27 protein-coding genes are annotated in these 25118 nt (G+C 36.1%); 5 read left to right on the forward strand and 22 right to left on the reverse strand.

The features are described from left to right. Nucleotides 1-183: 183 nt before the first annotated feature. The 4 genes from MHB65_RS12690 to MHB65_RS12705 all read right to left on the reverse strand — a co-directional run bounded on the left by MHB65_RS12690 (nt 184) and on the right by MHB65_RS12705 (nt 5050). On the reverse strand, nt 184-759 hold the full coding sequence (locus tag MHB65_RS12690; RefSeq protein WP_342440559.1) for a hypothetical protein: 576 nt from the start codon (nt 757-759) through the stop codon (nt 184-186). 187 nt (nt 760-946) lie between these two features. Further along, nucleotides 947-1966: a DUF4179 domain-containing protein gene (locus MHB65_RS12695; RefSeq protein ID WP_342440560.1), complete on the reverse strand. Its 1020-nt coding sequence runs from the start codon at nt 1964-1966 to the stop codon at nt 947-949. Then, nucleotides 1963-2484 carry a sigma-70 family RNA polymerase sigma factor gene (locus MHB65_RS12700; protein ID WP_342440561.1) on the reverse strand — a complete coding sequence of 174 codons (522 nt, stop codon included), beginning with the start codon at nt 2482-2484 and terminating at the stop codon, nt 1963-1965. The genes MHB65_RS12695 and MHB65_RS12700 overlap by 4 nt, the downstream gene beginning before the upstream one ends. A 409-nt stretch (nt 2485-2893) precedes the next feature. Then, the gene (locus MHB65_RS12705; protein ID WP_342440562.1) at nt 2894-5050 is read right to left on the reverse strand and encodes an ATP-dependent helicase; all 2157 of its coding nucleotides are present in this window, start codon (nt 5048-5050) and stop codon (nt 2894-2896) included. A 507-nt stretch (nt 5051-5557) separates the two neighbouring features. On the opposite strand from MHB65_RS12705, the gene MHB65_RS12710 reads away from it, so the two are divergent. After that, complete coding sequence (locus MHB65_RS12710; protein ID WP_342440563.1) at nt 5558-6151, forward strand: DUF6241 domain-containing protein; 594 nt, start codon at nt 5558-5560, stop codon at nt 6149-6151. Between the two features lie 230 nt (nt 6152-6381). Here MHB65_RS12710 and MHB65_RS12715 read toward each other — a convergent pair whose 3' ends face one another. The 3 genes from MHB65_RS12715 to MHB65_RS12725 form a co-directional block, all read right to left on the reverse strand. Continuing rightward, a complete protein-coding gene (locus MHB65_RS12715) occupies nt 6382-6696 on the reverse strand; it encodes a hypothetical protein (RefSeq protein ID WP_342440564.1) in 315 nt (104 codons plus the stop codon). Between the two features lie 307 nt (nt 6697-7003). Continuing rightward, nucleotides 7004-7885 (reverse strand): ribokinase, encoded by an 882-nt coding sequence (locus MHB65_RS12720; protein WP_342440565.1) that lies wholly within the window; start codon nt 7883-7885, stop codon nt 7004-7006. Between the two features lie 17 nt (nt 7886-7902). Then, complete coding sequence (locus tag MHB65_RS12725) at nt 7903-8856, reverse strand: nucleoside hydrolase (RefSeq protein ID WP_342440566.1); 954 nt, start codon at nt 8854-8856, stop codon at nt 7903-7905. Nucleotides 8857-8949: 93 nt separating this feature from the next. Here MHB65_RS12725 and MHB65_RS12730 point away from each other — a divergent pair, with 93 nt between their 5' ends. Next, on the forward strand, nt 8950-9582 hold the full coding sequence (locus MHB65_RS12730; RefSeq protein WP_205443652.1) for a Crp/Fnr family transcriptional regulator: 633 nt from the start codon (nt 8950-8952) through the stop codon (nt 9580-9582). Between the two features lie 92 nt (nt 9583-9674). Here the strand turns inward: MHB65_RS12730 and MHB65_RS12735 are convergent, their stop codons facing one another. From MHB65_RS12735 to MHB65_RS12750, 4 genes are all read right to left on the reverse strand, one after another. Further along, nucleotides 9675-10493, reverse strand: coding sequence for a radical SAM protein (locus MHB65_RS12735; RefSeq protein ID WP_342440567.1), 819 nt, complete (start codon nt 10491-10493; stop codon nt 9675-9677). Nucleotides 10494-10523: 30 nt separating this feature from the next. Then, on the reverse strand, nt 10524-11057 hold the full coding sequence (gene adaB, locus MHB65_RS12740; RefSeq protein WP_342443736.1) for a methylated-DNA--[protein]-cysteine S-methyltransferase: 534 nt from the start codon (nt 11055-11057) through the stop codon (nt 10524-10526). Continuing rightward, entirely contained in the window at nt 11041-11661 is a 621-nt protein-coding gene (locus tag MHB65_RS12745; protein ID WP_342440568.1) for a bifunctional transcriptional activator/DNA repair enzyme AdaA, read from the reverse strand. Before MHB65_RS12745 ends, adaB begins: the two co-directional genes overlap by 17 nt. An 84-nt stretch (nt 11662-11745) precedes the next feature. Beyond that, complete coding sequence (locus MHB65_RS12750; protein ID WP_342440569.1) at nt 11746-12459, reverse strand: 2OG-Fe(II) oxygenase; 714 nt, start codon at nt 12457-12459, stop codon at nt 11746-11748. 162 nt (nt 12460-12621) lie between these two features. Between MHB65_RS12750 and MHB65_RS12755 the strand changes: the two genes are divergently transcribed. Continuing rightward, a complete protein-coding gene (locus tag MHB65_RS12755) occupies nt 12622-13533 on the forward strand; it encodes a DNA-3-methyladenine glycosylase (RefSeq protein ID WP_342440570.1) in 912 nt (303 codons plus the stop codon). 124 nt (nt 13534-13657) lie between these two features. Here MHB65_RS12755 and MHB65_RS12760 read toward each other — a convergent pair whose 3' ends face one another. Beyond that, the gene (locus MHB65_RS12760) at nt 13658-14542 is read right to left on the reverse strand and encodes a LysR family transcriptional regulator (protein ID WP_342440571.1); all 885 of its coding nucleotides are present in this window, start codon (nt 14540-14542) and stop codon (nt 13658-13660) included. Between the two features lie 121 nt (nt 14543-14663). On the opposite strand from MHB65_RS12760, the gene MHB65_RS12765 reads away from it, so the two are divergent. Beyond that, nucleotides 14664-15563 (forward strand): PhzF family phenazine biosynthesis protein, encoded by a 900-nt coding sequence (locus tag MHB65_RS12765; RefSeq protein ID WP_342440572.1) that lies wholly within the window; start codon nt 14664-14666, stop codon nt 15561-15563. Between the two features lie 110 nt (nt 15564-15673). Here MHB65_RS12765 and MHB65_RS12770 read toward each other — a convergent pair whose 3' ends face one another. Beyond that, nucleotides 15674-16558 carry a LysR family transcriptional regulator gene (locus tag MHB65_RS12770; protein ID WP_342440573.1) on the reverse strand — a complete coding sequence of 295 codons (885 nt, stop codon included), beginning with the start codon at nt 16556-16558 and terminating at the stop codon, nt 15674-15676. 104 nt (nt 16559-16662) lie between these two features. On the opposite strand from MHB65_RS12770, the gene MHB65_RS12775 reads away from it, so the two are divergent. Further along, on the forward strand, nt 16663-17430 hold the full coding sequence (locus MHB65_RS12775) for a sulfite exporter TauE/SafE family protein (RefSeq protein WP_342440574.1): 768 nt from the start codon (nt 16663-16665) through the stop codon (nt 17428-17430). 158 nt (nt 17431-17588) lie between these two features. On the opposite strand, the gene MHB65_RS12780 is transcribed toward MHB65_RS12775, so the two are convergent. From MHB65_RS12780 to MHB65_RS12820, 9 genes are all read right to left on the reverse strand, one after another. Then, on the reverse strand, nt 17589-18341 hold the full coding sequence (locus MHB65_RS12780; RefSeq protein ID WP_342440575.1) for a glucose 1-dehydrogenase: 753 nt from the start codon (nt 18339-18341) through the stop codon (nt 17589-17591). A 77-nt stretch (nt 18342-18418) separates the two neighbouring features. Then, entirely contained in the window at nt 18419-18715 is a 297-nt protein-coding gene (locus tag MHB65_RS12785; protein ID WP_342440576.1) for a 3-isopropylmalate dehydrogenase, read from the reverse strand. A 226-nt stretch (nt 18716-18941) separates the two neighbouring features. Further along, on the reverse strand, nt 18942-19784 hold the full coding sequence (locus MHB65_RS12790) for a hypothetical protein (protein WP_342440577.1): 843 nt from the start codon (nt 19782-19784) through the stop codon (nt 18942-18944). A 155-nt stretch (nt 19785-19939) separates the two neighbouring features. After that, a complete protein-coding gene (locus MHB65_RS12795) occupies nt 19940-20389 on the reverse strand; it encodes a VanZ family protein (RefSeq protein WP_342440578.1) in 450 nt (149 codons plus the stop codon). Nucleotides 20390-20584: 195 nt separating this feature from the next. Continuing rightward, nucleotides 20585-21379: an aminoglycoside phosphotransferase family protein gene (locus MHB65_RS12800; protein ID WP_342440579.1), complete on the reverse strand. Its 795-nt coding sequence runs from the start codon at nt 21377-21379 to the stop codon at nt 20585-20587. 189 nt (nt 21380-21568) lie between these two features. After that, nucleotides 21569-22825, reverse strand: coding sequence for a DUF4179 domain-containing protein (locus MHB65_RS12805; RefSeq protein ID WP_342440580.1), 1257 nt, complete (start codon nt 22823-22825; stop codon nt 21569-21571). Beyond that, entirely contained in the window at nt 22822-23322 is a 501-nt protein-coding gene (locus MHB65_RS12810) for a sigma-70 family RNA polymerase sigma factor (protein WP_342440581.1), read from the reverse strand. The genes MHB65_RS12805 and MHB65_RS12810 overlap by 4 nt, the downstream gene beginning before the upstream one ends. Nucleotides 23323-23490: 168 nt before the next feature. Next, nucleotides 23491-23673 (reverse strand): hypothetical protein, encoded by a 183-nt coding sequence (locus MHB65_RS12815; RefSeq protein WP_342440582.1) that lies wholly within the window; start codon nt 23671-23673, stop codon nt 23491-23493. Further along, nucleotides 23624-25063, reverse strand: coding sequence for a PLP-dependent aminotransferase family protein (locus MHB65_RS12820; protein WP_342440583.1), 1440 nt, complete (start codon nt 25061-25063; stop codon nt 23624-23626). Before MHB65_RS12820 ends, MHB65_RS12815 begins: the two co-directional genes overlap by 50 nt. Nucleotides 25064-25118 lie beyond the last annotated feature (55 nt).

Here is a 25118-nt window from a genome sequence, read left to right on the forward strand (position 1 = left end):
CAACTAACCTGCTCCAAATGCATGATATAGGAGTAGGTAATTACTTTACTCAACAATATAGCCTTGAATGCAAATAGACGCATTCCTTATTAAAGAAATACGCCCGATTGCTGAATATAAATTTACTAATGGCCACGTTAATTGAATAAGATTTCAACAATTTTTTTGCTATTTTACCTAAACTTATCCTTCTTTATCGTAAGTGTTCCTTGTAAGATTGAGCTTTGGCATATAAGTACCTCCACCTGCTACCATTTCTTTCGTTTCAACATCATAAATTGCATATCTACCCCTAAATTCTTTTTCTGTGTCTTTAAAGGAATAAAAGAAATACACTTGCCTCTCAGGGCTAATAACCTGATAGTGGTTAACATCTATACCAGGATAAGTACGAAGAATATTTCCATCAAAGGTTATATAATTGAATCCTTCTACTTCCTTAAATAATAATTTTTTTCTAATGCTTACAGATGCATCAGGCATTTCTTTAAAAAGAACAGTATCTAAATGTCTTTGCTGTTCCTTTGGCTTCTGCTTATATCTTTGATAAAGCTCCTGATGTACAGAATACTTTAGATCTCTAAGTGCCTGGTAAAATCCCTCTACAGTTTCATCAAATATTTTTTCCTTATTTGCTGGATATAAATATGCCATTTTATCTGAAGATGTAGTTTGTGAATAAGCAGGATTTCCAAATAACATGGACAGACTAAACGAAAATATAAACGTAGACAAGCTAATTAAGCACAGATTTTTCATTGTAGGTTACTCCTTTTAAATAGTAAGGTACCCTTAATGTTCTTACACCATCCTGCCTAGTAAATAGAAATGCAACTGCTCTATTGAACAATTGCATCAGGTACTTTAAGAGGAAAACTTCATTTTTCAAATCTAACTAACGTATTTCAGGCATTTCACTATGGTTCATGAAGTTGTTGTTTCTTTTTTATTTTTTCTCGACTAATCTTAACTTTTTATAGCCTTTTACAGCTAATGAAAGATCTTGCTGTTCATTCCATATGCTGTAAGGGAAAACTAAACTAATGATTGTTTGTTGTTCTTTTTCTAAGTATTCAACATTTGCACTGTTTGCGTAGAAGGATTCGCCCTTTTCATTTACTAATGCTGTTTTAAAAATATCATTTTCATTTTCAACGTAATTATCAATTTTAAAAGATACTTGCATAGAACCATTTGTTAATGCAGCTTGTTGTAATTCGAGACCTGGAACGTCATTTCCCCCTACAAAAACTTGTGTTTTAACCGATGCTGATGTTAAATCAAATGCCCATTCGCCATCAATCAAACTAGCATTTCCATCCTTATCTATTAAATTTATTGTTTCAATAACTAGTTCAGCACCATCTAATGAAGGTACAGCGACTCCATTAGATACACTGAGCATTTCTAATGTTACAGCATGTTTTTTTACATTCTCCAATGTGAACTGACCGCCACTAAAAATTCCTGGGCCTGCTATTGGCTTTGTATCGGATACGAAAGCATCTATTTCCTCACCCTGTGCGTTATAAAGTCGAAATTCCACGTTCATATCATACACGTCACACATTTGCATATGATCCGATTCAATATTGAACTGCATAGCTAATCGATATGCATCCACAAAAAAGTGTTCTAGTGTTATGGTAATATCTTCTGATTGCTGTGATTGTGCCACATATTGCACATCTCCATGATCACTTGCTAATTCAATCCCAGGATCCTTTAAGTTGAAAAAGGTTTGTAATTTTGCTAAAACTGTATTATTTGTTAACAAAACCACTGAAGCTAGCGCAATTGTAGCTACGGCAGCAACTGCCATAGGCTTAAACCATGACTTTTTAGTTTTTTTCTTTGATAGTTGACGAATCTGTTCGTAGGATTGATCAAAAGCTATTCGAAGTGATTGTGGTAACTCTTGCTCTTTATTCATTTGCTGAAAGCGTTCTTCTCCACTGTTTTTCATAGCGATTGTGCCTCCTCCACATAATAGTTGTTTTTCAAATATTGTTTTGCCCTCGAAATTCTCGATTTAATTGTGCCTTCGGGTTCATGAAGTAACTCACTAATTTCCTTAGTTGTTAGCCCATTCACATAATACAGTGTTAATGCAATACGATAATTTTCATCTAAGCTATTCAACGCATCGTCTAACTCAAGTGGTAAATGGTCTTGATGTGATAATGCATTTAGTGTATCTGAATCGAGAGATACAACCTGCTTATGCTGCTTCATAAAGCGATAACAATTGTTCAATAAGATACGGCAAAGCCAAGTATTAAAATATTTCACCTCTTTTAAAGTACCTATTTTTTCAAAGGCAGTTAAAACCGTCTCTTGCAATAAATCTGCTATATCTTCATCTTTTAGACCCAAAATCTTTGCGGTACGATAAAGAATCAATTCGTATTGCCTTATTAACTGTATAAACGCTTCTCCATCTCCTTCTTGTGCTTTTTTCACTAGAAATTCAGATTTCATCATTAACACCTCTTCTTTCCTTACATACCGTTAGAGTATTTTGATCAGTAATTAGTTGCATAGAAGTTAAATATTTTTACAAAGTAGATCTGACTACCTAAAACCAAATTTTCCAAGATGGCTTGAGTATGTCATCTTTTAGAACTATCAAGTTGCTTAGAAGATATTTGATTGTCCAACAAACAATAGAAAAAGACAAGAGTTACTCAACAAATGTTGTGTTTACTCTTGTCTTATTACCAATATTCTTAAAAAGGGAGCACTTTTAAATGTATAAAATCCTTAGGTATAGTTGCATATTCGGTCATTCAATGTAAGTCAGTAGACTCCAACAAAATATGCGACTCGTTCGCTAGGAAATTATTTAGCACTATTATAAAAGCGTATTCGAAAAAAACTCGAATACGCTGCATTAATCTTCCACCGCTTCTAAATAGCCTTGCTGTAAACATGTATCCGTCATAAATTGCTTTATCCCCGTAGCAAATGACAATTTAATCGTGCTACTCGTAACGGCCAAAATTTCGCCATCTCCAAAAATCACATGCTTTACTTTTGAGCCAACGATTAACGCGGATTCGGTTGTAATCGTCCGCTCATTGCGGTATTGCTTTAGTGCTTTCTTTGTACTTTTTGACGCTTTCTTTGGCAATTCCTGTGGTGAGACGATTTGTTTTAACGCCTTCATGAACATCGATGGCACCACACTTGCTTTAAAGCGCTTGCTATATGAAATTAATTCCAAATGGCGAATAGCACGTGTGATACCGACATAAAAGAGTCTTGTTTCTTCCTCGATTTCTTCTTCCTTCTCACTAGGTAAAATTCCATCAATTAAATCAATCAAATACACATGGTCAAATTCCAAGCCTTTTGAACTGTGTAATGTTGTTAGTGTAATGGCATTCCATTCATTTTTCGTATGAGACGTACGTGCTAAATTTTCAAGGTATTTCAAACGTCCCGCAAATTCGGTCATCGTTGACGTATGGCGAGCAATTAACCCAAGTACATCCACAATATCTTGTAAGTTTTCATAATTAAAACCAAGGTCCTCACTCATTTTCTTTAAGGCACGCTCATAACCAAAGTCATAACGGATATGCTCTAGCATGGCTGTTGGCGTTGTTTTATCAAAATGAATACTATCATACGTTTTGCGAATCCGCTTAATATATTCAGGCTGATAATCCTTTAACTCCACATGCTCTAACAATCGAGTGAATACACAGCCATCCTCCGGCACTTTCTGCAGCGCCTTTAATTGCGATGGTGTAATATAAGCATTCATTTTTCTGTACACTTTTTCAAATACCGTGATATTTTTTGTATTGTACGCTAGCCGCATGAAGTTCATAATATCCTCCACGACCCAATGCGTGAAAAAGCGAATTGAGGAATCCTTCATATAGAAAGGCAAACCCGCTCTGTCTAAGGCGTCCATAAGCGGAATAGCTGACGTATTATTTCGATATAAAACAGCCGTTGTGCCACACTTAGACAAATTTTTTAACTGGTTCACTAAATAGTTGGCCTGTAAGCTGTAATTCTCTAGGATTTTAAACGAGATTGGCTCTGCTGCAGGATTTTGCGTAAACATTTGTTTGTTATAACGCTTTTTATTTCGCTGAATAAATAGATTAGCTGGCTCTACAATCGTTGCAGATGAACGATAGTTTTGTGTCATTAGTAAAACATGTGCCTCCGGATAAATCTTTTGGAAATTCAACAAATAATCGGGCTCTGCACCGCGCCAGCTATAAATGGCCTGATCCTCATCAGCAACGACGCATAAATTTTGATGGACTGCGACGAGCTTCTCGATGATCGCATGTTGAACTGGCGACGTATCCTGACTTTCATCTGTTAAATAAAAATCATATCGACGTTGATATTGCGCCAACACCTCTCGATTTTTCGTAAAAATATCATTCGCCATTAACAACATATCGTCAAAATCAATGAGCAGACGGTCACTACCTGTGCGTTTATATTCCTCATAACGCTGTAAAATCTCGACTTTTCTAGGCACCTTTACTTCTGCAATTGCCCATTCTTGTTCTGGCAGCATTTTATTTTTGACAAACGTTATGTACGTCAGTAGCTCGTCTAACTGATCTTCAGTAATTTTCGAGCCATTTAATTGTTCAAAAATCTCACGAAGCACTCGTTTTGTTGACATAACACCAGGCTTGTCCGCTTCTTCCATAATCCCATACGAAATGCCCTGACGTTCAAGTGTCTGTCGCACAACTTGAAATGCTAAACTATGAATCGTTGAGAAATCAATCGGTGTCAAATGCGGAAAAAACTTTGCAAAACGTGCCTTCATATCATTTGCCGATGCCTTACTAAACGTGACAGCCTTTATGCGAGAAGGCTTCACACCAAGCGTCTCAATCATATAGCCAATACGCATAATAATCGTTGTTGTTTTTCCTGAACCAGGAGATGCCAAAAGTAACAGCGGACCACTCGTTTGCAATACCGCCTGCTTCTGCACATCATTTAGATAAACTCCAAGTGAACGCTCCTTTTCCTCAAAAAATGCTTTTTGCGCTCCATTCATATCAATTGCTCCGTTCTAAAAAATCTATATCCTATTATACCAGATGATGAGGACTCATCCGAGGAAAGCAAAGAAAGGATACTCATATGTATCAAGCAGCTTTATAATAAGGACACTTAAATGTCCTTTTACGTGTAACTACCAGTAAGTTTTCTATTTCCGCTGAGGAGATATTGTACAGAATGGCGTATATTTTTTGTTATTTTTATGCTATACATGCCACATTTAATATTCGTTCCTTAGCAATATTACATCAAATACGTGTAAGGAACATCAGATTTTATGTGGATAAATATTGTGCAAATATACTTTAAATAATAAGTAGCACAATTTGTACGAATAACACTCTTATGAACGATAAATTACTCCCTACTCCCCTAAAACCAAAATGTACGTACATGCATATAGGGTATCAGAGGATTAATTAGCTCTAAGTCGTGGACTTCTGTTTACATAGTGATACCTATATGATAATTTTAGGGTAATTATTAAAAAGGTGGTAAAAAAATGAAGAGGATTCATGTTTTGGGTATAGTTGTTTTAACTGCATTATTGAGTATAAGTGGTACGTTTTTGATTATGAAAAAGAACGATGACAACGAAACTTCTAAAAATGTTGAGAGCGAATTAGATAACGGTCAATCGATTTCAAAAGAAAATGATAAGAAAGAGTTTGTATCAACTGTGGATACGAATTATGGTTGGGAAAATGCTACATATTCCAAGAAGATTGATGAATGGAAAAGTGGAGATGAACCCTTTGTTGAGAATCTCATGCAAGAAGTTATTCAGCAAATGTCACATCAAAAGGTGATTGCTGATGAAAAAGAGTCATCAATTATGATTACCCCTGAAAGAATTGAAACTTTACTCCAAATGGTACAGTCAAATAAAGATCATTTCGAACACAGAGATAAATATGTAGAGCTATTAAGTCATTGGCAGCAGGATGATTTTTCATCCGTAGACCAAGACCATAATGATATGTGGTATCTTCAAGGCACAAAACAAAGTGGACTAGCCAATGATATTGCTACAAAAGAACAAGAAAGCGACTATATATTCCGCGTCTTTGGTATTCCAGTAGAAAAACAGAGTTAAATTTCTGTTTTTTTTAATAAACTTCCTAAAAGGATCCATTTTGAAAAAAGATTGACCAAAATGGATTCTTATCCAGTCGATTTAAAGTTGGTTTTAATAAAAAAGGATGAACTTTTTCTACCTATGTTATTCAACTAGCGCGCCCGATTGTGGAAGATTATAAGCATAATTCTTGTTAAACTAAATCCCCCTATAGTTTAAGTAGATTTCTTCACAAACTATTTATATGCTTATTTATTTTTTCTTCTGTCAATGATAAACCATTTTAAGATTCCAATTATTAATATTAAAAGTGGTATTCCCTGGATGAAGAGAAATCCTGTCCAAAAATCATTTGTAGTGCTGGTCGGGGAGGCTGTTGCCATTATACCTATAAATAAAGCCGTTGGAGTTGCGATTACATTCAATCCCAAACTAATCATAACAAATGATAACTTTTTACTTTTAATCTTCGGTAACCCAGCCGACCAAAATAAAATTATTGCAACTAACAAAATCAAAACACCCCAAACACCAAAAACCCACAAGACACTCAAAACACCCAAAACCTCTACCTCCTAACTAAACGATAGCCCATCCCATTTTCCTGAAAAGATGAAGATGCACCAACCGTCTACTATTTTACCGCAAAAACCCATATTGTTGTTCAACTATACTGCGCCGTTAGTTTAAGTACTCTTCACAATCCTTGCGTCCAATAATTATTGTATTCTATTAAATGGCCCATTTATTGTATAATCTTACATGATTTTAATACAGGAAACCCCTTTAGATAAAGCATATCTAAAGGGGCAAAATGGTACGACTTTCTTTTAAATCCTTCACAACATCTAAAGAAGTTCCATCAACTATTTAATCTTTACCGAGTACCTCTGCCAAAATTGGGATAGAAGAAGAGGAGCCTTTTCTTGATACTGCAAGTGAAGCAGCTTTTGAGGCAATGTTAAGGGCATATTTAACATCAGGTTTTTGAGAAATCATACTAAGGAAATAACCCAAGAAAGTATCACCTGCTGCCGTCGTGTCTTTGACCTTGACATTATAGATTTCTTGCTTGTGCTCTTGTACATTGTCTTTATATATGACCCCATTTTTACCTAAAGTCAGCACAATCTTTAAATTACTATAGATTGATAGTAAGTGATTGAGTATTTTATTAGGTGAGCATTCCCCACTAATTTCTTGTCCTTCAATTTCATTCAGTATCAGAAAATCAATTTTCGAAAAGTCTAAATCCTTAATATCCTCGCTTATCGGAGAAGGATTAAACGCAATGGTTAACCCCTTTTTATAAGCTGCATTGATTAGGTATTCCAAGCAGTTTGTTTCGTTTTGTAGAACTAGAAAATCATCCGCATGGAAGTCCTCTAATACTTGATCAATTTGTTCAACCGTTATTTCTTTATTCGCTCCACCATAGAGCAAAATACAATTTTCACCTGTAGGCGCTACTTGAATAAGGGCATGCCCTGTGATCAAACCGTCCTCATCTATTCCCTCAACATTAACTCCCGCTAATGCTAATTGTTGTTTTAGAAACAAACCATCTCTGCCAATTTTACCTGCATGAAACACTTGGGCACCAGATTTTGCAAGGGCTAGGGATTGGTTTAATCCTTTTCCACCTGGATATTCCTCATAACTGACCGAAGATAACGTTTCTCCTTCTTTAACGAGGTGAGGAACTGTATAAACTTTATCAATATTTAATGATCCGAAATTTATAAATTTCATTTACACACCCCATCATGTTAACTTACCAATAATGCTAATAGACGTTTCTTGAATAACTGATTGTCAATAGACTTACAAACTGTTGCATTAGGCATGTGCCCTGCAAATCCATCCGAAATGGCAAGTTTACTACCGTCATTTATGATCACTTGACCATAGGCAGCAGCTTCTGTCGTACACACATAGCAGTAACATAACTTGTCTTCCAAAACGATTTCATCCCATAATACAACACCCATTGCTACGGCATCAGGTAAATCAACCATATGTTCATTACTTCTTTGTAAATTATATTCAAGCAAGGAACGATTACATTGAACGGAGAACACAGCCTCCTCTTTACCGCTTGCTAGTAATACATCCATATCTTCCTTATTCCATGCTGCTTCGCCTAAACATACATCAAATCCAATGATGGTAGTCGATATACCAGAGTTGAGCATAATACTATATGCCTCTGCATCTACATACACATTAAATTCAGCAACAGGTGTAGTGTTACCAGGGCCAAAGCCAGAAGTACCCATTGTGTAAATATGCTTTACCTTTTTCATGGTCTCTGGTGCTTTTAAAATAGCAAGGGCAATATTTGTAACAGGACCAATGGTTACAATTTCAATTTCATCAGGGTTATTTTTAATCATTTCAAGGATCGCATCTACCGCATGCATGGTTTCTGGCACAAGGGTAGGATTTATTAAATGACAATCGCCCATTCCGTCTTCACCATGAACATTAACAGCTGTAACTAAATCACGCATAAGTGGTTTGGCTGCCCCAACATAAAGTGGTGGCTTTTGACCATTAACAACCTCGATAGTCATTAGAGCATTTTTTGTTGCTAATTCAACTGGGACATTGCCACAAACAGTTGTAATCGCCTCTACTTTAAGATTAGTTGATTTTAATGCCATAATTAATGCTACCGCATCATCACTTCCAGTATCTGTGTCAATAATTAATTTCCTCATAACAAGACCTCCAATTCTTATTTGCCCTGATTATATAATTCAATCTATAATGAAAACAGGTCAAATGACCAAAAGCAAAAAGAAGGTGAAAATTTGGATTTTCAAGATATTGTGAATGATGCACCGACGCACATTAAGAAAGAATTTATTTATAGAAGCCACAAGAAAGGAAGCCTCATTATTCACCCACATGAACAAAATAATTATCTTTATATTCTAACTACAGGGATGGCAGAGGTGTATAGACAAAGCTATGAGGGAGCGATGCTTTCGCTATATATTTATGATTCATATAGTTGCTTTGGGGAAATAGAAATTTTTAATGAAAAAGTGAAAACACTCGGTGTTATTGCGAAACAAAATTGTGAAACGATTGCTATCCATAAAACAAAGGTTTATGAATGGATGAAAATCGATTTTAACTTTAATTTATATATAATGAAACAACTTGCTTCAAAATTAACTTCAAGTTCAGATACTACGGCAAAATTATCATTGCTAACAGTTAAAGATCGTATCTTATTAAGCATACATAATCATTATAAAATCGGTGATTTAGATAACCTTACAAAGCAAATTTTATCAAGTGAGGTCTGTGCACCTATTAGAAGCTTAAATCGCTCCATCGCTCAGTGCATAAATGAGGGCTTGATAAGTTATAAAAATAAAAAATTCGCTATAACTTCAATTGAAGAAATAGAAATGTACCTTGAAATTTTTAGATAAAGATAAAATTCAGGATGATAGTAGTTTTCAGATTAAAAATAGAAGGCTGCCATTCTGTACTATGGTGTCGCCTTCTTATCAAAGCGATAACGCTAGGGTTCGAAACCCTTCTGGCTAATGAAAAGTTCGTCTTCCGAAAAATATTGCCGCATTCGTTTATAAACCATTTGATAGATGGACGGATGGTACCAATCTTCCATTTCGAGATTGCTATATAAGGCTTGTACACCCATCCTATGTGTTCGTTTCCCACCGCTTCCGTCCCCCATAAAATAATCGTCAATACATACGCGGTTAACCAAGGGACGCAGTATTTCTGCAAAACGCTCGCTGCTTGGTAATACGGGTGCGATGGCAACCTGTGTAGGAATATCGAATTCAGCAAGCTGTTGGAGTGTTTTAAGCCTTGCTGGAATAGGAGGCGCATAGGGCGTAAAATACTTGCGAATATCCTCCCTATCCGTTTCTACTGTCATACTTACCCGCACTTTATCTTTGAATTGTCGCAGTAAATCCATATCTCGACTGACAAGCGGACTTCTTGTCTGTACAAATAGGAAGTCAGGGGGATCCTCAACCATAACTTCCAGTAGAGATCGCGTCACTTTTTCCTTATGCTCTATTGGTTGATACGGGTCTGTACTTGAGGACATAAAAATGGTTACAGGCCCTTTAGCTTTGGCACGATGGAGCTCCCTTTTTAATACATTCGCCGCACCATTTTTAACATCTACCCAACTTCCCCATTCCCCTTCTCGAAAAAGAGATACAGGCATTTGACGTACATAACAATAGGAGCATCCGAATGAACAGCCTGTATAAGGATTGAGTGAATGCGTATAGCCAGAAAGAAAGCCAGTCCCTTTATTCAGAATGGTTTTTGGATTTTTATAAAAGATTTCACTTTTCATACGGAACCTCCATTCCAAGTGCGACAAGTATTACTCATTACTAGATGAAGCTCGCTTTTCAAGGTTCAAGAGCAATTTCTTCATTTCTAATCCGCCTCGATAGCCAGTTAAAGAGCCATTCTTTCCTGTTACACGATGGCACGGTATAGTAAGTAATACCGGATTAGCCCCAATAGCCGCTCCGACAGCACGAACAGCTGCTGGTTTATTTATAGCATGGGCAATGTCAGAATAGGATTTCGTCTCCCCATAAGGGATTTCACAAAGTGCTTGCCAGACGGCTAGCTGAAATGGCGTACCTACATACGCCAATGGGACAGTAAAGGTTTTCCTCTTCCCTTCTAGATACTGAATGATCTCAATAACATAGGGTTCAAGCTTTTCCTCATCTTCAACAAGCGGACTTCCTGGAAAGCGTTTCTTCGCCCATTCAAATAATTCCTCGAATGATTTGTTCTGTGAACCTACAAACACAAGCCCCTTGGAGGTAGAAGCTATATAAAAATGCCAATCCTCAAACTTTAGTAAAGACCAATACAGTATTGGTTTATTCTTTGTTTCCATCATTCGTTTCCTCCATTTTTCTCATTTGACGAAATTGTGCTGGTGTCTGTCCCGTTTTCTTTTTAAATAAAGTAATAAAATAGGGCACGTTCGCCATACCCACACAGATGGCAATCTCTCCAATCGCCTTATTTGTCTGAATCAAATACTGTTTCGCCGCGTGTACGCGAACTTGTTGTATATACGCAGCGGGCGTCATGCCTTTAATCTTTTTAAAGGTTCGATGCATATGATAGGGACTTCCATGACAAATCGTTGCTAACGATTCTAGCGTTAATTTTTCTGCGAAATTTTTATCGATGTATGCTGTGATGACATCAACCCACTCACTATCAGGCAGATTTTCATTCGTTGGCTTGCAACGTTTACAAGGGCGAAAATTTGCGCGGAGTGCTTGTTCAGCGTTTGCAAAAATACATACATTTTCTTTTTTCGGCACCCGAGATTTACAGGATGGTTTACAAAATATCCCTGTTGACTTGACAGCATAGAAAAATTGATTATTGTACGCAGTATCATTATTAATAATTGCTTGCCACTTTTCATCTGTCATCATGTCTGCATCATTCGAAATTTTATTTTCATCATTAATACAATCCCGCATTTATCTCACCTCTCCTTACAATATACTCCCTAAAAATTCACAATGTACAATTCTGAATATGGAATAGCAAGATATTGAAATTTTTTATTTAGAATCGTGAAAAATGATACCAAGACCATATCGTTTTCCAGCAGTAACCGTACTTACTCCATGACGAACCGTATTTTTGTAATATCCTTTTTTACCTTGAACAGGTCTATGGTTAGTAGGAAAGATGAGCGCACTGCCTTGATCTAATGTAATGACATGTCCCCTACTCTGAGCACGAGGAATTTGTTCCACTAGGAGTGATTCTCCACCAAAAAAGTCTTGTTCGCGTTGATTTAATACAAATACTACTTGAAACGGGAAAAACACATCGCCATATAAATCTTGATGCAAACAATTAAAGCCACCTGTTTCATACTTTAAGAGTAACGGTGTCGGTCTAGTTTGTTCATATTGTTCACAAGTGTTCAAAAAATCTTGAAGCTGAGCTGGAAAATGTGCTGTTTTCTTTAAATAACCTAACCATCGATTAGCTGTTTTGGCCAATTCTTGATAAAAGGACTCTCTTAAACTTTGGATGATTTCAGGCAATGGATAGGAAAAATATTTGTATTCCCCCTCCCCAAAGCGATACCTCGTCATATTAATGGTCGTTCTGTATGGCTCTTCCTTACCATACAACCCTATTAAAAATTCACATTCCTCTTTTGTTAAAATTACTGGAAGCTTTGCAAATCCTTGCTTGTCTAGTTCATGTTGAATGGAATCCCACTCCAAGCTGCCAACACGTGTTTGAATATCTTGGACCATTTTTATTCCCTTCTTAGCCTTCTTAATAACTAACACTATAACCTCATCAATAGAAAAAAATAAGGCGTTTAGAATGGAATAGCAAGATAACAAAATGAGTAAAGCTACTTTTATGATAAAGTAAACTAACAAACCGTGTATGTTGAAAAGGAGAATGAAAAAGTGATATGGCATGACGTTGACGATGTGATGATCATTACCTTACCAGCAAATTTTGATATGCATGCAAATCTAGGCTATTTAACAAGAGAAAAAAATGAATGCCTGTATGAAATAGAGAACAATATCATCACAAAAGTGATAGCCATTGGAGAAATGCAGTCTTTAGTACAGATAAGCGTAATCGATAATCAACAAATGGTTGTTCAATTCCTAAATGGTTCTAGGCCTATTGAAAAGGGGGAGCGGGAAAAAATTGCAACATATATACTTGAATGGTTTGATCTTGATAACGATTTAACGCCATTTTATGAAATGGCAAATGCGGATCCATTACTTAAAATACCTGCCCAAAAATTCTATGGATTACGAGTTATCGGCATTCCCGATTTATTTGAAGCGTTATGCTGGGGCGTTTTAGGGCAACAAATCAACCTTGCCTTTGCCTACTCTTTAAAGAGACAATTTGTAGAAAGCTTTGGCGGTTCTATCGAATGGAATGGTAAAAAGTATTGGGTATTCCCTCCGTACGAACGAATTGCACAGTTAGAACCTACTGACCTAGCAGCTATTAAAATGACAGTTAAAAAAAGTGAATATATTATTGGCATTGCAAGACTAATGGCAAACGGAGATTTATCGAAGGAACAATTAAAGAAAATGGATTTTAAAGAGGCAGAAAAAAGCTTAATCAAAATACGAGGAATCGGACCTTGGACAGCCAACTATGTGCTAATGCGCTGCCTAAGGTTTCAGACGGCTTTTCCAATCGATGATGTGGGTCTGATTAATTCAATAAAAACATTACGTAATATGAACCAAAAGCCTATGAAAGAGGAAATTTTAGCGCTCTCGATACCATGGAAAAACTGGGAATCCTACGCTACCTTCTATTTATGGCGTGTTCTTTACTAAATAATGACAACTTTATAACCTTGATTTGAGAGCATGTTTTGAAAAAAATCAAATAAACATGCTCTTATGCAGCTACGTTCTTCGACAATAATGACGAACAATCGCAATGGACACAAAATTCATATTATAGCTGTAAATCTTTAATACAATCCATCGTTGTTTTTATAAACGCTTTGACAGCGGGAAGAGATTGTTTCTTCGACCGAGTAATGATGCTTATTTCACGGAAAGGTTCGGGTAAGAGAGGTTTTACAATGGAACCTTGTAAATTATAGGGTAAAGCTAGTTCTGGCATGATTGTAATGCCTAATCCTTCACGTACCATTGCAATGATCGTTTGATTTTCTTCCACATTAAACTGGATGTTTGGAGAAACTTCTTGTTCTTTTAAAAATTGCTTGACACTCACTTCACATCCTAGTTGGGGCATAATAAAAGCCTCCCCTTGAAGATCTTCCGCCTTCACTTGTCCATTTTTTGCAAGATGATGATGATTAGGTACTATAAGGACTAATCGATCTCTTAATAGGGGTATAGCCTCCAAATGAGCCAGGGGGTGACTTAAAGATGTAAAACCGATATCCACTTTCCCCTCTTCTACCCAACGTGTAATTTGTTCATAGCTCCCCTCATAAAAGTTTATTTCAATTCCTTCAAACTCTCCTCTAAACCTTGATATGATCGTTGGCAACACTTTTGAGGCGAAACTAGAAAAGCTGCCAATGTTAATTTTCCCGTTTTGTATACCTAAAATAGAAGCGGCTTCTTGTTTAATGCTTTCTGCTTCGGATAAAATATTTCTCATATTTTTGATGATTCGCTCTCCACTATCTGTTAAGGAGATGCCATTTCTCCCTCTATTCAAAAGTGTAATACCGAGTTCTGACTCTAATGAAGCGATGTTATGGCTTATGCCCGATTGTGTCATAGCCAATATTTCTCCTGCTTTTGTGAAATTCCCCATATCGACTACTTTGACGAATATTTCTATTTGCAAAAGGTTCACCATATAACCTCCGTATAAGATTTAACTTTCCATTCGACTTCCTCATGTTGATGATTAAAAACATGAATTTTACTTATTAATTCTATCATAATACAATAATCTTAGAATGAAGGAGGAGATAGCAATGAATAAAAAGGTAGCGTTTTTTTATGTAGATGCTTTCACAACAGAAACGTTTGGAGGAAATCCAGCTGGCGTTATACCGCATGCAGAAAACCTAACAGATGAGGAAATGCTAAAAATAGCCAATGAATTAAACCTGTCGGAAACAGCCTTTCTTTTACCATCAACAAATGAAAATGCAGATTATAAAATAAGATATTTTACACCTACAAAAGAAGTTGATTTTTGCGGTCATGCTACGTTAGGTACAGCATGGTTAATGGCTAATCAGTACAATTGGATTGATAAGGACGAAAAAATAACCTTTGAATCGAACATTGGACTAATTCCTGTAAAATGGATTACAGAAAACAACCACTTAGCGAGCGTGTCTATGACCCAAGTACGCCCCCATGTAAAAAGTATAGACATTCGCCCTGAAATCGTTGCGGATCTTGTAGGAATTCATGAAACAGACATTGATGATAGCTATCCAATAAAAATAGCGAATACAGGAGTCCCACATCTTATGGTTCCAGTTAAAACCCGTCAAGCAATTGACCAAGCAGAACCTAAATTAAACGAGCTTAAAAAGATGAACAATCAATTTAACATATCAACCACTCACCTCTTTACCTTTGACACAAATGGGGAATTTGATATTTATACAAGAGATTTTTGTCCAAATATAGGAATTGATGAAGATCCAGTTACAGGGGCAGCAAACGGTGCATTAGGCGGTTATTTATATCTAGAGAATCTACTAGCTCCACAAGAAAAACATCAATTAGTAATTGGTCAAGGACATACGATCAATAGACCAGGGATTCTTTATGTGACGATTACACCTGATGGAGAGAACGCCGTTATTGAAGTAGCAGGAGCAGCAGTTGTTTCAATAGAGGGGAAAATACTTTTATAAAAAATTTTTCTGAATTTTCTGCATTAATAATCATCATAAAATAAAACTTCTCTAAATTCTTCACTTAAATTTAGAGAAGTCTTATTTATGCCAAAAGAAGATTGTAGTGGTTAGTTTAATGCATTTAAATGCGTTTTTAAGAATTGCATAAATGGTTGCTCGATTAGATCGGATTTTCGTGAGCAAATAAATAAACTTTGCTGAATAGCTGCCTGCTCAACATACACTTGAGCAAGTTTCCCGTTTGTTATACTTTCGGCCACACTATAGGACGGAGCTAAAGTCATGCCATACCCCGCTTCCACTACTTTGATAGATTCATGTAAGCCCTGCATTTGAAGTCCTAGTTTAGGTAAAGGCGCATTAAACGTGTAAAAAATGGACTCCAATAAATCGAGTGTCGAGCTACCACGTTCCCGATAAATAAAGTCTTCGTTTGATAATTCATAAATGGAGACCGTTTGATTTGCGAGAGGATGTAAAGGATGGACTATAAACCAAAACGGGATGTCTAATACCTTTTCAAACTGTAAATCTGTATGGCCAATTTTACTTTGAACGACGAAACCAAAATCTACTTCATAATTCAGAACTTGTTCTTCCACAGATTGAACATTGCCTAACGATACAAAAAATTCAATTTGAGGATGAGCAAGCTTGTACTTAGCTATGATAGGCGGAAGTATATAATTAATAGGGATGTAAGAGGACGCAATATGTATTTTATCTTCCTTTGCTAAAAATTTACCGAGCTTCTCATCAATTTGTGCTTCTAAATAAAATAAACGCATGCCTTGCTCGTATAAAAACTTCCCCTCTGGCGTTAATTGAATTCCACGTCCTTTGCCTTCAATCAATTTAGCCCCTATTTCATTCTCTAATTTTCGAATTTGAATGGTGACAGCAGGTTGACTAAGTAGCATACTATTCGCTGCTGCAGTAATGCCACCAAGCTTGGCTACATTCGTAAAGATCCTCAATGCATGTAAATTCATTCCATTCACACCTTTCTATCCATAAATTTAATTTATGAATAAGCAATAATTATATATTTGTTTTATGTATAGTTTATCAGTAATTTAAGTATAGAGGTGATTGAATGGAAATTTTACTACAGGAATGGTTATCAGTAAAAGGAATGATTTTATTTACAATTGGTTTACTCGCAGCCATAATTGGCGTTTTGTTTGGTGCAGCAGGCTTTATTTTGATGCCTTCATTATTACTCGTTGGCATTCCAATTCATACAACGGTCGCCGTTAATAAATTTGCGACAGGTTTATCAGCCCTATCAAATGTTGTTTCGTTTGTCATAAAAGGACGTTTATCTGTAAAAAAATATTTTTCTTTCATGATCGTTTCTAGTTTAGGAGGTGTACTTGGTGCATTATTAGCAATCCTCTTATCGGAACAAATCATGAATGTAGTCGCGTGTATAAGCTTAATTTTCGCATTTATGATTGTACTTTGCAGTAATAAATGGATTGTCAAAGATGTAAAAGAAACAGAGGAACAACCTTTGAATAAGCTCATTCCATTTGCAATTTCAATTTATGACGGAGGCTTTGGACCAGGCTCAGCTCTTATGAATATAACCTATTTCTTGAAAAAACAATACTCTTATTTAAAAGCAGTCGAATTAACAAGAATGACCTCTTTGTCAAGCTGTACAGGTGCTTTTCTTTTTTATTACTTTACTGGTCTTGTTAATTGGGGAATTGCTATTCCAGTTTCACTTGGCTCTATTGCTGGCTCTTTCTTAGGCTTAAAAATTATTCCGTACATCCAAACAAAATGGATTCAAATGATTTTACCCATCATTTTTTTGTTTTTAATTGTTCAAGTTGTCACGGATTTAATAAAATAAATTTACATACATGCAGAAAACAAGTCCTACCCTTTATATCCGAAATTTAAGGACATAAAAGGCAGAGCTTGTTTTGAATTCGCAATTTACGTTAGAAATAGCTACTGTTAATAGAATAGACGAACAATTTTAGCAATAATACTTTGCATATTTTTTATTTATCTACCGCCACTCACATTTATAATTTCTCCAAGGATGTAATTTGAGGCATCGGAAGAAAGGAAGGCAATTACTTCCGCTATCTCTTTAGCCGCTGCAGCTCTTTTAATTGGTACAGAGGAAGCCATCCGTTCAAGTCGATTGTCGCCAGGAGCAAATTTATCGTGAAAGGGTGTTTCTACCATTCCAGGTGCTACCCCATTAACGATAATTCCATATTCAATTAATTCTCTGGACATGCCAATCGTCATTGTATTGATAGCTCCCTTAGCAGATGCATAATGAATACTTTCCCCTGCCCCACCAATACGTGCAGCTGCAGAAGAGACATTAATAATTTTTCCGCATTTCTTCGGAATCATATGTCTTAATACAGCTTGAGAGCATAAGAGCACACTGTTGACATTTAGTTTGAACGTTTCTTCCCATAGCTCTTCACTCATTTCCATAAAAGTACTTTGACGAATGCCGCCTCCAGCGTTATTCACTAAGACATCAATCGTGCCGAATGAAGAAATAGCTTGCTCAACCATTGCGTTCACGTCTTCTTTATTCACAATATTAGCTTGAATAGCAATGGCGTCTCCACCTTTTTCTTGAATTCGTTTGACAGCTTCATTGGCACCTTCCACATTTGTATGATAATTGATAATTACTTTAGCCCCTTGTTTTGCTACTAGCTCAGCTGTGGCAAATCCAATCCCAGAGCTTGCACCTGTGATAAGAATAACCTTTCCTGACAAGTTATGCATAGCGTCCCACCTAACAAAATGATATTAATAGTAATTCGTTCATAAACAACTCAATGCTCACGCACCACGATCGTTAGTCACACGATGCTACTACTAGTATATTTTTTAATGATCGTAACTAAAATCGCAAGAAGAAGTACAATAAAACTATTAATGAGTAAATAGTAGGCAATGTTCAATCCATAGAATAACGCAAAGGGATCACGAATAATAATTAGTGCTAATACACTTCCTAGTCCACCAAATACACCTGCTAGTAGTAAAATGATGAAAGCAGCATGATATAGATTTTTCTTTTTTTTGAAAAATAGAAACCCAATCACATTTGCACTAACGATCAAAAAGCCTATTAGTATAAAGAAAAAACTTTCCATTTAACGCCCTCTTTTCAAAACGATTTCTTACTGGCTATCCCTTCCCCTTTGACTCATTATATACAATAAGCGTAATGAGTGTTTTTATTAAACAAATTCCCCCATCCATTTTATTCTCCTTAAAAAATATCCTTAATAACAACTTAGCAGGAGATAGAAACGTTGCTACTGTCAAATGACTCTGCCCTTTTTAATGATTGCTCCTGTTTGTTGAAGAAGCTTTCGTTTAATTACTCTTGTTCTCTAGCCTTTCAGCTAAATCATGAAAATCTTGCACCGCTTCTTGTAGAGATGATTTTTTAGCTAACGAGATCCCTTTTTGAATAGATTTAGAAGCTTCTTCAAATTTATTTGCTTTAATTTGGGCATCTGCAAGGCAATACCAGTAAAACCAGGCATCCATTTCTGAAATTTTATCTTTATAAAATTTTTCGATTACTGGATAGTATTTAGAATATAATTCTTCGTTATAGAGCAACTTGTCATCATTCCATTTTAGTACATTCACCAAATAACTATCGCCCATATACATTTGCCAAATTGCTAGACCAACTTTTTGTTTTTCATTCACAAAATCCATTTTATGATAAGGAGCATCAGCAAATTTTTTGAATGCATTATCAATCCATTGATAAATTTCAAGTTCGCTTCCTGCCGCTGCACCAATTGTAACACCGAATAAGTATTCCTTTTTCCCATCACCTGTAATATCTGCCAAACCTGAAAAATCCAAATCTATCCCTTGAATTTTTGTTTCCAACACTTTTCGCCAATCAGCATTGTCCTTTTTTAGCACGATTGATCCAAACTGGAAAGGAGATGGTTGATTTTTTGCTTTCATTTTAAATGTAAATATTATTTCTTTCTGTCCATCTTGATCAAAGTCATAGAGTTGAATTGGCAATGTGGGGTAAGAATTTTTAGGACTTATAAGGGACGCATTCAATGGCATAAATCTGCTAACAATTTTCATTATGTCTTCTTTCTGGTTCTCGCTAGCATGGACCAATATTGGACTAAAGCTAATTGCAAAGAGTAGCCATAATGTAAGTAGCATTATTTTCTTCATCAATATGTCTCCTTTTTACACCAAAATCAAGCCAATACAATTTATGAGCCTAGTGAAATCTTAGTTTGTCCTATTCAGTTACAATAATTCCTTGTCCAACTAGCCTGCTTCGTTAGCATAAGAAGCGATAGCTCTAAATGAGCAACTAGCAAAGTCTATTTACTAGCAACTACTTTTTGGTATGTTATAAATAGCATAAACCCTATAAAACAACTAAAGAAATTCAAAATAAAATCATCAATATCAAAACTTCCTAAATAGCTTAGTAATTGGAAACTCTCTATGCTAGCTATTAACAAGAAACAAGTAAACATGGTTCTCGTTAAATTTCTTTGGATTGGAAAGGCCATAGGTAGGAGAAATCCCATTGGTATAAAAGGAATAATATTGCCTAGGATGTTTATTAAATAAACGCCATATTGTATATCGCTTAGATAAGCGCCAATTGTTCTAAAAGGAACTAGGTTTACACTTGTTCCTCGTGATTTATTCATTTGTATAGTATTGATGACGCTCATTATATTTCCATCGAACTTAATCACTACAAAAATAAACAATATGAATAAATATATAATAAATACACCTTTCCAAGTGTTTTTAAACACCTTTGCAAACCTCCTTCCACAAGCTTCTTTTTAGTTATGCCATTCATACAATTATCATCTTATTTTGGATAAAATAGGGAATTCACACCATTACATACTAACATATAATTGAATTAATTAGCACCGATAGCTTAAATAAAAAAGGCTCTACTCCATACTTGAAGTAAAGCACCTCGGTAGTTCAATAACAAAACATTAAAAGAATTCATATAACCCATTTACAAAATAATCATATACGTTATCATCAATAATCTTTTCCCCATACCCTTCAAAAAAAATGGCTTTATCTATTTCATGTTCAAAAGCATTGGGCTTTGGGCGTATAGCCAATGATATGTCATACCTTGGGTCACCATAAGCTCCGCTTCCCCAATCAATTACTCCTGTAATGACTCCATTGGAAACTAAAACATTATCAATTGTAAAGTCGCCATGAATTAAAGTTTGTTTATAGAAGTTAGGTTTATTTGTTTTAATGTATTCTAATAATTTCTCATTTCCATCCACTTTATAATTTTTCAAATTATATTCAGCTTGATTTAGCATTTGATCAATCCATTTTCGTTCACAAATTAGCTCTTTGGGACATGGGGTTGTATGGATTTGAAATAGGAGTGCACCAAAGTTAAATATCATTTCTTGCCGCTTCGCTTTATTTTTCTCGCCAAATAAAGCCGTCCTTAGTGTTTCCCCCTCTAAAAACTCAAGGAGAGCCCAGGAATTCCTATGGTTTTCTTGTTTAACAAATTTCTTCACTTTTGGAACAGGTAGTTTGGTTTGATTAGTCAAACAGTTTAATACAGCTATTTCTCTATTCAACCAAGAACAAAATAATTCTCCCTTTGTCCTTTTCAATGCATAAAATCCTTGGTTATTTTCAATTAATCCAACATCAGAGCTATAACCTTGCCGTGGAAACCTTATAGAATAAATTTTGTTAAGATATTCTTTAATTTCACTTGGAATTTCATCGATAAGTATTGGTTGCATTGAGTACACTCCATCTAGTAAGGATTTTTACTATCTTATTTCTCTACATATAATAAAATCCCCTTCTTCAACTAAATAGCACTACTATTAAGTAGAAAAAGATTCTACTCCATACTTGAAGGAAGCTCCTCTTTAGTCTAATAGCAAAACAGCTGTTCAAAAAGGTTCGTCTTTTTGAACAGCTGCATTTTATTGCAATGGAATGTTTACTTCAATATTTTCCCCAATCGGATTCGTGTAATAGTTCAAATATAGTTTAGCTTTTCCATTATATTCTTCAAATTGTGATGTCTCCACTACATACTGCTCATCTCGAGAAATCGTCACACCTTTGAATTCTAACGGCGTACCATCTTCTTTTATGGCATCAGAGAGCATTAATAATTTGCCTTCATTATTTTTATTCATCTTAACTGCTACATTTTGCTTCACTATTGAAATGTCCCCCTTAAAATAAGTAGGCTTTGTGAGTATTTCTTTTGTGCCAAAATCAACTTCGATAAAATCCTCACCCTTTGGCACAGCTTGAACTGCGCCAATCATAACCGTCAATGACGCTGGATCATCGAAATAGTTACTTTGCAAATAGAGCGTAAATTTGCCATCTCGAATATCTCCACCTGTTGAAATATCATTTCTAATACTATCTCTACGCTCACCGCTTTCTGTCATGACGGCAACATCATCCAGCGCTAATAGTTGCATTGTATTATCTTTGGCTACCTCAATATCGAGTGCCACTTTTAATGGCGAACGGCGAATTTGTGTAATCGTAAATCTCTGCCCATTGACTTCGATCGTACGATTCGCAGTAAAAATTTTCTCCTTTGCGATCTCGTTTTTCAGTGAAAACGGTAAAGATATTTTAATGTTACCTTTCTCTTCATCATGAAAGTGAAAAACTGCTTTAAAATCCTTGGAAGTATAGGCGATAGGCTTTAAAAAATTATAATTCACTGATGAAGAGATGTATGTTTGATTGCTTGCATTCATCGTAAACGTACAGCCGCATTCAATCTCCTCATCTCCTTGAAACAATTGAACTTTCTCTAAGTTTAATTTTGAAATATCAAATGAGGCATCAGCGTCATAGAACAATACAAATCCCGAATTATCGGCAACCACGCCCTGCAATGTAAGTGCTAGACCTTTTCTAGATTGCGTCACATTGATTTCTTCATAGTATTCATGATCTACAATATCTTCTATTCCTTTATCTATTGCAATCGCTGTTACAATGGCTTGAAAGCCAGGTATTTTGGCAACTTGGCTAGCAATCGTTGGCGAGACGCGAATCGAAAAGAGAAGGCTTAGGCAAAGCATGGTGATGAATGTAGCCGAAACAATGCGCTTCTTTCTTCTTTTTTCTCGTTGAACTTTCCGGAACATGTCCATGCGAACTTGTTGCAATTTCTCCTTTGGAACGTCAATCAATGGTTTACTCATAGCCAGTCCTCCTTTTCTCTAGCAAAGCTTCTAAGCTTCTTTAAAATGTGATGAAGCTTCGACTTTACAGTTCCCTCAGGAATTTGATTTAGCTCAGCAATTTCTTTATTTTTAAGTTGTTGGAAATATTTCATATAGACGAGTTGCTGCTCTGACAAAGATAAATGTTCCAATAATCTCTCCATATCTGAATAGATGACCCATTCAGATAGGTGATGTTCCTCAATCTGAACAGTCGGTGTACGTTTTCGTAAATGGTCTTTACAGCAATTGATTAAGACGCGCACAAGCCAAGTTCTGGCATATTCGTACTGTTGAACGGTATGCATTTTTTTGAGTGCCTTGTAAACAAGCTCCTGCATCACGTCCATCGTGTCTTGCTCATTTTTCATATATGTAAAGGCCATGCGATATAAAATATCCTCATCCATTTCAATAAGTGAAAGTATCGCTTCTTGATCTCCACGTATAGCACGCTGCTCTAATTCAAATTTCATCTTTTTTCGCCTCCTTCCCTCATTAGACTCTGTATTGTTTCATTTCGTTCAAAATTTTTGAATTTTTTTAGGAAACTGTCATTTCAAGACATCTCCCGTTAATAATAAGAAGCGATTGCTCTACTTGAACAATCGCCTTTTCCCCTTACCTGTATGTATTGACAAAAATTAAACACCATAATGAATCATCCATTTATTTTGTTTTATTGCCTCAGCTATTTTTTTGATTAATTCTTCAAGTTCTGCTGATTGGTATTCTGCATTGGCTTCACTGACCATATTTAAAATTTCTAAAATTAGATTACGTTTCTTGCAAGAGGATTTTTGCAAGACGAACAATGCCTTCTTCAATTGCTTGCTCATCCATTTTAGCAAAACCAAGTACCCATCCTTTTCGATTATTTTCTAAGCAATACTTGCTAAGTGGATAAACACGTATCCCATTTTCGAGTGCGAGGTTCGTCATCGCTTCTTCATCAAACGACTCTTCCGCTTCAAGAAGCATATGCAAACCCGTTTCAATGCCACTTAGCTTGAAACGTTCGGCTAGTCCTGTTGCCATAATCGCCTTCGTCATCGCTTCATGTCTACGTCGATATACATTTCTTGCTCTCCTCATATGACGCATAAAATGACCGTGCTCAATAAAATGAGCAAGCGTTAATTGCTCCATAATGGGAAGATGTCGATAGGTTAATTGTTGGACTTGCGCAAGTTGGCGAATGGCATCTTTTGGACCAATCACGGCAGAAATTCGTATGCCAGGAGCAACCATTTTGGAAAAACTCATCATATACAATGTGTTTTGGGGTTGTTGGCTAAACAAGGTAGGAAGCGGACCACCACGATACCTAAATTCACCATCATAATCATCTTCTACAATCCAAAATTGATCCTTTGCAGACTTTTGCAGCAATTGTTGTCTGCGTGGCTCAGACATAATGACACCAACCGCACATTGGTGAGAAGGCGTAACAAAAATGAGTTTGGTTTGTGGATCAATATGCTCTACTTGTACGCCATACTCATCCACGGGTACAGCAACAACATTCATACCCCGATATTTCATGGTCATCCAGGCAGCAGGAAAGCCCGGATCTTCAACAGAAACTGTTTCTCCTTCCTTTAAAAGGGCTTGGGCAATGAGATCGATGCTATGCTGTGCACCAGAGGTTAAGATGATTTGGTCAATATCTACATGAACACCTCTTTCAAATGTCAGGTAACGTTGAATCTGTTCACGTAGCGGTGTAAAACCATAAGCGTTGCCATAACCCCAATTGGTCAAATCGGTTTCTGCTGAAGCCTGTAAAAACGATTGTCGCCAAATTTTTCGAAATTGCTCGTCCAAATACGGCTCATGGGGGCAAAAATCGATTGCGACATTTTGATTTGCTTTACCTCTAAACCAGCTGTTTAATTCATCAACTGCTACGTTTAATAAAGGTAATGCTGGCGTGGATGGTCCTTGAGGAATCACCTTTTCTTGCGAGTCGGTTTTATATCCCCATTCACTTACCCTTGTTCCTCCACGCCAATTTGTCACGGTATATCCTCGACTAAATAATTCCTCATAAACAATTTGTATGGTTGAGCGTGAAACACCTACTAATAAGGCGAGCTCTCGGGATGGAGGAAGTAACTCGCCTGGTGGCCATTTTCCTGTTGTAATATGATGAATTGCTTGGTCAAGCAACTGCTGCCATATGGGATTTTTATCGTCTCGGTTAACTTGTAACATTCAATTCACTTCCAGTTAGAATAGATATTGTTAAAATTAATAGTTTCGTACAGTC

Source organism: Lysinibacillus sp. FSL K6-0075 (assembly GCF_038592945.1).
Classification (GTDB): domain Bacteria; phylum Bacillota; class Bacilli; order Bacillales_A; family Planococcaceae; genus Lysinibacillus; species Lysinibacillus fusiformis_F.

Excerpts from the sequence above, each read along its gene's own strand:
- MHB65_RS12690 (WP_342440559.1), bottom strand. The coding sequence starts at position 759 with ATGAAAAATCTGTGCTTAATTAGCTTGTCTACGTTTATATTTTCGTTT.
- MHB65_RS12695 (WP_342440560.1), bottom strand. The coding sequence starts at position 1,966 with ATGAAAAACAGTGGAGAAGAACGCTTTCAGCAAATGAATAAAGAGCAA.
- MHB65_RS12700 (WP_342440561.1), bottom strand. The coding sequence starts at position 2,484 with ATGATGAAATCTGAATTTCTAGTGAAAAAAGCACAAGAAGGAGATGGA.
- MHB65_RS12705 (WP_342440562.1), bottom strand. The coding sequence starts at position 5,050 with ATGAATGGAGCGCAAAAAGCATTTTTTGAGGAAAAGGAGCGTTCACTT.
- MHB65_RS12710 (WP_342440563.1), top strand. The coding sequence starts at position 5,558 with ATGAAGAGGATTCATGTTTTGGGTATAGTTGTTTTAACTGCATTATTG.
- MHB65_RS12720 (WP_342440565.1), bottom strand. The coding sequence starts at position 7,885 with ATGAAATTTATAAATTTCGGATCATTAAATATTGATAAAGTTTATACA.
- MHB65_RS12725 (WP_342440566.1), bottom strand. The coding sequence starts at position 8,856 with ATGAGGAAATTAATTATTGACACAGATACTGGAAGTGATGATGCGGTA.
- MHB65_RS12735 (WP_342440567.1), bottom strand. The coding sequence starts at position 10,493 with ATGAAAAGTGAAATCTTTTATAAAAATCCAAAAACCATTCTGAATAAA.
- adaB (WP_342443736.1), bottom strand. The coding sequence starts at position 11,057 with ATGGAAACAAAGAATAAACCAATACTGTATTGGTCTTTACTAAAGTTT.
- MHB65_RS12745 (WP_342440568.1), bottom strand. The coding sequence starts at position 11,661 with ATGCGGGATTGTATTAATGATGAAAATAAAATTTCGAATGATGCAGAC.
- MHB65_RS12750 (WP_342440569.1), bottom strand. The coding sequence starts at position 12,459 with ATGGTCCAAGATATTCAAACACGTGTTGGCAGCTTGGAGTGGGATTCC.
- MHB65_RS12760 (WP_342440571.1), bottom strand. The coding sequence starts at position 14,542 with ATGGTGAACCTTTTGCAAATAGAAATATTCGTCAAAGTAGTCGATATG.
- MHB65_RS12765 (WP_342440572.1), top strand. The coding sequence starts at position 14,664 with ATGAATAAAAAGGTAGCGTTTTTTTATGTAGATGCTTTCACAACAGAA.
- MHB65_RS12770 (WP_342440573.1), bottom strand. The coding sequence starts at position 16,558 with ATGAATTTACATGCATTGAGGATCTTTACGAATGTAGCCAAGCTTGGT.
- MHB65_RS12775 (WP_342440574.1), top strand. The coding sequence starts at position 16,663 with ATGGAAATTTTACTACAGGAATGGTTATCAGTAAAAGGAATGATTTTA.
- MHB65_RS12780 (WP_342440575.1), bottom strand. The coding sequence starts at position 18,341 with ATGCATAACTTGTCAGGAAAGGTTATTCTTATCACAGGTGCAAGCTCT.
- MHB65_RS12785 (WP_342440576.1), bottom strand. The coding sequence starts at position 18,715 with ATGGAAAGTTTTTTCTTTATACTAATAGGCTTTTTGATCGTTAGTGCA.
- MHB65_RS12790 (WP_342440577.1), bottom strand. The coding sequence starts at position 19,784 with ATGAAGAAAATAATGCTACTTACATTATGGCTACTCTTTGCAATTAGC.
- MHB65_RS12800 (WP_342440579.1), bottom strand. The coding sequence starts at position 21,379 with ATGCAACCAATACTTATCGATGAAATTCCAAGTGAAATTAAAGAATAT.
- MHB65_RS12805 (WP_342440580.1), bottom strand. The coding sequence starts at position 22,825 with ATGAGTAAACCATTGATTGACGTTCCAAAGGAGAAATTGCAACAAGTT.
- MHB65_RS12810 (WP_342440581.1), bottom strand. The coding sequence starts at position 23,322 with ATGAAATTTGAATTAGAGCAGCGTGCTATACGTGGAGATCAAGAAGCG.
- MHB65_RS12820 (WP_342440583.1), bottom strand. The coding sequence starts at position 25,063 with ATGTTACAAGTTAACCGAGACGATAAAAATCCCATATGGCAGCAGTTG.